Genomic DNA, 6,578 nt, shown 5'->3' on the forward strand with positions numbered 1-6,578 from the left:
TGCCGATGCCGATCCGGAAATTTTCGGCGCTATCCGCAACGAGCTTGGCCGCCAGCGCCATGAGATCGAGCTGATCGCCTCGGAGAACATCGTGTCCCGCGCCGTGCTCGAGGCTCAAGGGTCGATCATGACCAACAAATATGCCGAGGGCTATCCGGGTAAGCGCTACTATGGCGGTTGCCAGTTCGTCGACGTGGCCGAGGAACTGGCCATCGAGCGCGCGAAAAAGCTGTTCGGCTGCAACTTCGCCAACGTCCAGCCAAATTCCGGCAGCCAGATGAACCAAGCCGTGTTCCTGGCGCTGCTGCAGCCCGGCGACACCTTCATGGGCCTCGACTTGAATTCCGGCGGCCATCTCACCCACGGCTCGCCGGTCAACATGAGCGGCAAGTGGTTCAAGGTCGTCTCCTACGGCGTGCGCAAGGACGACCATCTGCTCGACATGGACGCGATCGAAAAGACCGCGCATGAGACCAAGCCGAAGCTTATCCTGGCCGGCGGCACTGCCTATTCGCGCATCTGGGACTGGAAGCGTTTCCGCGAGATCGCCGATTCGATCGGTGCCTACCTGATGGTCGACATGGCCCACATCGCCGGCCTCGTCGCTGGCGGCATGCACCCGTCGCCGCTGCCCCATGCCCATGTCGTGACCACGACCACGCACAAGTCGCTGCGCGGCCCGCGCGGCGGCATGATCCTGTGCAACGACGAGGAGATCGCCAAGAAGATGAATTCGGCGGTGTTCCCCGGTCTGCAGGGCGGTCCGCTGATGCATGTCATCGCCGCCAAGGCGGTGGCGCTCGGCGAGGCGCTGAAGCCGAGCTTCAAGGCCTATGCCGAAAGCATCGTCGCCAACGCCAAGGCGCTGGCTTCGAGCCTGCAGGAAACCGGCCTCGATATCGTCTCGGGCGGCACCGACAATCATCTGATGCTGGTCGACCTCAGACCGAAGAACGCCACCGGCAAGCGTGCCGAGGCGGCCCTTGGCCGGGCCAACATCACCTGCAACAAGAACGGCATCCCTTTCGACCCGGAAAAGCCCTTCGTCACCTCCGGTGTCCGTCTCGGCACGCCCGCCGGCACCACGCGCGGCTTCGGCCAGGCCGAATTCCGCGAGATCGGCAAGCTGATCGCCGAGGTGCTGGACGGGCTGAAGGTGGCGAATTCCGACGAGGGCAATGCCGCCGTCGAGGCCGCCGTAAAGGCCAAGGTCACGGCGCTGACGGATCGTTTCCCGCTCTACCCGTATCTTGGTTGACCGGGCGCTGCGCATCATCTTTTATCCGCCGGCATTGCGTCGTCCTGACTGGACGGCGCTCCGAACTGGAGACTTGATGATGCGCACTTTTCGTCCCGCTGCCCTGGTCCTGCTTGGTTCGCTGGCCGGCTTTGCCGTATCGGGCGCGCTTGCACAGGAGCAAACGCAGCCGGATCCGAATTTGCCGGCCACCAACACTTTCGGCGGGTGGACGACGATCATCGATACGCTCGATACCGGGCAGGACGCGCGCAAGACCTGCGCGGCTTCGACCGCTTTCGTCGACGGCAATGGCAGCGCGGGCACGCTGACGCTTTCGATCTCGAACGGCGACGCGCTGCCGCCCGATGCCTATCCCGCCATCATGATCACCGTCGACAACAAGGACCTGCCGACCGGCAAGAGCATCGCAGCGACATTTGGCGACCCGGGCATCAAGGTTTCCGCGGCGGTCTCTTCCACCGACGCCGTCAACGGCCGTCCGAGCTGGATGGTCGACAACCAGGCCAAGACCAGTCTCGCGCTGCTGCGAGCCATGCGCAAAGTCACCTCGCTCGATGTCGTTTTCGGCAAGCAGACGGTCGCCAGCATCCCGATGGACGGCTTCACCAAGGCCTATCGCAACCTCGGCACGTCCTGCGGCTTCGCCACGAAGGATGTCGCGCCCTGAGGCGACGGAGCGTTCAGGGCAGGGCGCTGGCAATCTTGCTCGCGCCTCGCTATCTCTGAGGCATAAAAGGCTCTAAGCCTTTCGCCTACAGAATCGCGAACCCAAGGCTTTCCATGCGCTGCCCTTATTGCCAGTCCGAAGATACGCAGGTGAAGGATTCGCGCCCCGCCGAGGATGGCGCTGCGATCCGCAGGCGCCGCGTCTGTCCGGATTGCGGCGGCCGCTTCACCACCTTCGAGCGCGTGCAGCTGCGCGACCTCGTCGTCATCAAGAAGTCCGGCCGCAAGGTGCCGTTCGATCGCGACAAGCTCCTGCGCTCCGTCGAGATCGCGGTGCGCAAGCGCAATGTCGATCCCGAGCGCATCGACCGCGCCGTGACCGGCATCGTGCGCCAGCTCGAAAGCTCCGGCGAGACCGAAATTGCCTCCGGCGAGGTCGGGCGGCTGGTCATGGAGGCGCTGAAATCGCTCGATGACGTCGCCTATGTCCGCTTTGCCTCGGTCTATCGCAATTTTCGCGAGGCCAAGGATTTCCACGAATTGCTTGGCGAGCTGAAGGGCGACGAGGAAAAAACCGAAGAGGACGCCGGCTGAGCATGGCGAAACCTCAATTGAGCGAGGCCGAGCAGGCGGCCCTTGATCGCCGTTACATGGGCGCGGCGCTGAGGCTATCGCGCCGCAATGCCGGTCGCACCTCGACCAACCCTTCCGTCGGCACGATTGTCGTGCGCGACGACGGCGCCGGTCCGATGGTCGTCGGCACCGGCGTCACCGCTATCGGCGGCCGGCCGCATGCCGAGACCGAGGCCCTGGCCGAGGCCGGTGAGCTTGCGCACGGCGCCACTGCCTATGTCACCCTGGAGCCTTGCGCCCACCATGGCCGCACGCCGCCTTGCGCCAACGCGCTGGTCAATGCCGGCATCGCGCGCGTCGTGGGTGCTGCCAGCGATCCCGATCCGCGCGTCTCCGGCAAGGGCTACGCCATCCTGCGCGCCGCCGGCATCGAGGTGGCGGAGAAGGTGCTGGCCACCGAGGCCGGCGAGCAGATGGCCGGCTATTTGATTCGATCTCTGAAGAAACGCCCGGAAGTGATTCTGAAGCTTGCGCTTTCCAGCGATGGCAAGATCGGCAGGAGAGGCGCCGGCCAGGTTGCCATAACGGGCGAGATCGCGCGGCGCGAGGTCTATCTGATGCGCGCCGAGGCCGATGCCATCCTGGTCGGCATCGGTACCGCGCTCGAGGACGATCCGGCACTGACCGTGCGCTTGCCGGGGCTGGAGAACCGCTCGCCGGCGCGCATCATCCTCGATCGCCAGATCCGGTTGCCGGAGACATCCAAGCTGGTGTCCGGCGTTGACCGTGTTCCGCTCTATGTCGCGGCGTGCCCCGAGGCGGACCCGCACCGGCGGGCCGCGCTCGAACGCGCCGGCGTGCATTTTATCGGTACGGAAACGTACGAAAGCGAAGTGGCCCTGCCGGAACTGCTGGAGGATTTGGCCGCACTCGGCATGGCAAGCGTGCTGGTGGAGGGCGGCGCCAAGGTGGCCAAGGCCTTTCTGGAGGAAGACCTGGTCGACCGTATCGTCCTGTTCCAGGGGCCGGAAGCGATCGGCGAGGACGGCATTGCATCGCCTATCGACGCCGACCATATCCCGCCGGGTTTCCGCAAATTGCGCGAGATGCGCTTCGGCGAGGACAGCTACGCCGAATGGGTACGACCATGATCCCAAAAGGTGGGAACCGGTTTTTTGGGTAAGATCATGGTCAGACGGAAAGACCGAGATTGATGTTTACTGGAATTGTCACCGACGTCGGGACCGTGGCCGCGGTGAAGCCGCTCAGCGAAGGCGTCGGCCTGCGCATCGATACCTCCTACGACCCCGAGACCATTGCGATCGGCGCCTCGATCTCCTGCGGCGGCGTCTGCCTGACCGTGACGGCGCTGCCCGAGCATGGCTCGAACGCGCGCTGGTTCGAGGTCGAGGCCTGGGAAGAAGCGCTCAGGCTGACTACCGCGTCGAGCTGGAAATCCGGCGCCAGGATCAATCTTGAACGGGCGCTGAAGATCGGCGACGAGCTCGGCGGCCACATCGTCTCCGGCCATGTCGACGGCACGGCAGAAATCGTCGAGCGCAAGGAGGAGGGCGACGCCGTGCGCTTCACGCTGGAGGCGCCGCGGCATCTCGCGAAATTCATAGCGCCGAAAGGCTCCGTCGCGCTCGACGGCACCTCGCTCACCGTCAACAAGGTCGAAGGCACTCGCTTCGACGTTCTTCTGATCCACCACTCGCTGAGCGTCACCACCTGGGGCGAGCGCCAGGCCGGCGACCGCGTCAACATCGAGATCGACACCATGGCCCGCTATGCCGCGCGTCTTGCGGAGGCCGCGAAAGAGGGGCTGTGATGACCAAGAATGCAACCGGGTCCATGCAGGAGGAAAAGCTCAGCATTGAGGACCAGCGGCGTCTCGATCTGTCGGTCAACGATTGCAGGGTGTTCGTTGAGGCCTTGGTCAATCCGCGGCCGGTGAATGACCGTCTGTGCGATACGGTGCGTCGCCATCGCGAGGCTACTGGCGTCTGACGGCCAATTGCAGCAATCTTGTGCTTGCGATCAATCCGGCTTCGGCCTAAGTCACCGGCAACCGCCCGGAGACTTTTATGGCTGGCATATCCCAACACGGCAAAGCGTTCATTCGTCCGAAGACGAAGGCGCATCTGCTCATCGTCGAGGCGCGCTTCCACGACGAGCTCGCCGACGCGCTGCTCGACGGCGCGACCGGCGCGCTGGACGAAGCCGGCGCTACCTATGACGTCGTCACCGTTCCCGGCTCGCTGGAAATACCGGCCGTCATCACCTTCGCGCTGGATGGCGCCGCCGAAGGCGGCACGCACTATGACGGCTTCGTCGCGCTCGGCACCATCGTCCGTGGCGACACCTATCATTTCGACATCGTCGCTAACGAATCGAGCCGTGCGCTGATGGACCTTTCGGTGCAGGAAGCGGTCGCGATCGGCAACGGCATCCTGACCACCGAGAACGATGCGCAGGCATGGACCCGTGCCCGTCGCACTGAAGGCGACAAGGGCGGTTTCGCCGCGCGCGCGGCGCTGACCATGATCGCGCTGAAAGAGAAATTCGGAGACCAATCGTGAGCGAGCCTGCCCAGACCGGTGCGGTGCGCCACGCCAACAAGCGCGGTGCCGCTCGTCTTGCCGCTGTCCAGGCGCTCTACCAGATGGATGTGGCAGGCAGCGGTGTCTTCGAGATCACCGCCGAATACGAGGCCTTTAGGCTGGGCAAGGAAGTGGACGGCGCGCTCTATCGCGAGGCCGATGCGCAATGGTTCCGCGCCATCCTGACCGGCGTCGTCGAGAACCAGAAGACCATCGATCCCGTCATCCGCCAGGCGCTCACCGACGACTGGCCGCTGTCGCGGCTGGATTCGACGCTGCGCGCCATCCTGCGCGCCGGCGTCTATGAGCTGATGAAGCGGGACGACGTGCCCGTGGCGGTCATCGTCTCGGAATATGTCGACATCGCCAAGGCCTTCTACGAGGAGGATGAGCCGAAGCTGGTCAATGCCGTGCTCGATCGCGTTTCGCGCCGGGTGCGAGGCGAGGGACGCGGCAAGGACGCATCATGACGGCCGCCACGGCCGTGGTCGCCGGAGCCGGCCGTGAAGCGCGCCGCACGGCGCTGCTGCTCGCCGCGGCGCAGGCGATCGTCGGCTCCGCGGCACCCATTGCCATTTCGCTCGGCGCGCTTGCTGGGCAGTATCTGCTCGGCCCCGACAAATCGTTGGCGACGGCGCCGGTCACCGGCTTCAATGTCGGGGTGGCGCTCGGCGCCCTGCCAGCCGCCGCCATCATCCGCCGGCTCGGCCATCGCGGTGGCTTCATGATCGGCACCGTCATCACCGCGCTCGGCGGCCTGATCGCGACGCTGGCGCTCTTTCAGGCGAGCTTCTGGCTGTTCGCTTTCGGCCTCGGCGTGATCGGGGTCGGCGGCGCCTTCGTCCAGCAGTTCCGCTTCGCCGCCGCCGATAACGCGCCGCCGCAATTCAAGGCGCGCGCCATTTCCTTCGTTCTGGCCGGCGGCATCGTCACCGCCATCCTCGGGCCGCAGATTGTCATCTACACCCGCGAGCTTCTGGCGCCGGTGATGTTCGCCGGATCCTTCGCCTCGATCCTGGTGCTGGCGGCCGCCGGCGCAGTTATCCTTTCCTTCCTGCACATTTCCACAGGTAAAAGCGGCTCCGCGGAAACCGCCGCAAGCGACGCCCGCCCGCTGGTCGAGATCGCCACCCAGCCGCGCTTCGTCGCGGCACTATTCTGCGCCGTCTGCGCCTATGCGCTGATGAGCTTCGTCATGACCGGCGCGCCGCTCGCCATGGTCGGCTGCGGACTCTCGACCGACGATGCCACGCTCGGCATTTCCTGGCACGTCATGGCGATGTTCGGTCCGAGCTTCTTCCCCGGTTCGCTGATCCCCCGCTTCGGCGCCGAACGCATCGTCGCCATCGGCCTGGTTCTGCTCATCGGCTGCGCAGCGGTGGCGCTTTCCGGCCTGGAGCTCTGGCATTTCTGGACGGCGCTGATCCTGCTCGGCCTGGGCTGGAATTTCGGCTTCATCGGCGCGACCGCCATGG

General features: G+C 65.3%; 9 protein-coding genes. All 9 read left to right on the top strand.

Features of this window, described 5'->3' with window-relative positions; translation table 11 throughout:
* Positions 1-19 precede the first annotated feature (19 nt).
* Positions 20-1,258 (top strand): serine hydroxymethyltransferase, encoded by a 1,239-nt coding sequence (gene glyA, locus EOA38_RS24180; protein ID WP_245480907.1) that lies wholly within the window; start codon positions 20-22, stop codon positions 1,256-1,258.
* Positions 1,259-1,337: 79 nt separating this feature from the next.
* On the top strand, positions 1,338-1,928 hold the full coding sequence (locus tag EOA38_RS24185) for a hypothetical protein (RefSeq protein ID WP_126095927.1): 591 nt from the start codon (positions 1,338-1,340) through the stop codon (positions 1,926-1,928).
* A gap of 113 nt (positions 1,929-2,041) precedes the next feature.
* Positions 2,042-2,521, top strand: a complete 480-nt coding sequence (nrdR, locus tag EOA38_RS24190) for a transcriptional regulator NrdR (protein WP_127300410.1) — start codon at positions 2,042-2,044, stop codon at positions 2,519-2,521.
* 2 nt (positions 2,522-2,523) lie between these two features.
* Positions 2,524-3,651, top strand: coding sequence for a bifunctional diaminohydroxyphosphoribosylaminopyrimidine deaminase/5-amino-6-(5-phosphoribosylamino)uracil reductase RibD (gene ribD / locus EOA38_RS24195; protein ID WP_189434845.1), 1,128 nt, complete (start codon positions 2,524-2,526; stop codon positions 3,649-3,651).
* A 62-nt stretch (positions 3,652-3,713) separates the two neighbouring features.
* A complete protein-coding gene (locus tag EOA38_RS24200; RefSeq protein ID WP_127300411.1) occupies positions 3,714-4,331 on the top strand; it encodes a riboflavin synthase in 618 nt (205 codons plus the stop codon).
* Complete coding sequence (locus tag EOA38_RS24205) at positions 4,331-4,510, top strand: DUF1778 domain-containing protein (RefSeq protein WP_127300412.1); 180 nt, start codon at positions 4,331-4,333, stop codon at positions 4,508-4,510. Before EOA38_RS24200 ends, EOA38_RS24205 begins: the two co-directional genes overlap by 1 nt.
* Positions 4,511-4,587: 77 nt before the next feature.
* Positions 4,588-5,082: a 6,7-dimethyl-8-ribityllumazine synthase gene (gene ribH / locus EOA38_RS24210; protein WP_127300413.1), complete on the top strand. Its 495-nt coding sequence runs from the start codon at positions 4,588-4,590 to the stop codon at positions 5,080-5,082.
* On the top strand, positions 5,079-5,573 hold the full coding sequence (gene nusB / locus EOA38_RS24215) for a transcription antitermination factor NusB (RefSeq protein ID WP_127300414.1): 495 nt from the start codon (positions 5,079-5,081) through the stop codon (positions 5,571-5,573). The genes ribH and nusB overlap by 4 nt, the downstream gene beginning before the upstream one ends.
* A partial coding sequence (locus tag EOA38_RS24220; protein WP_145966048.1) for an MFS transporter occupies positions 5,570-6,578 on the top strand: 1,009 nt, incomplete at its 3' end. The genes nusB and EOA38_RS24220, both read left to right, overlap by 4 nt.

The organism is Mesorhizobium sp. M1E.F.Ca.ET.041.01.1.1, from assembly GCF_003997355.1.
GTDB lineage: Bacteria > Pseudomonadota > Alphaproteobacteria > Rhizobiales > Rhizobiaceae > Mesorhizobium.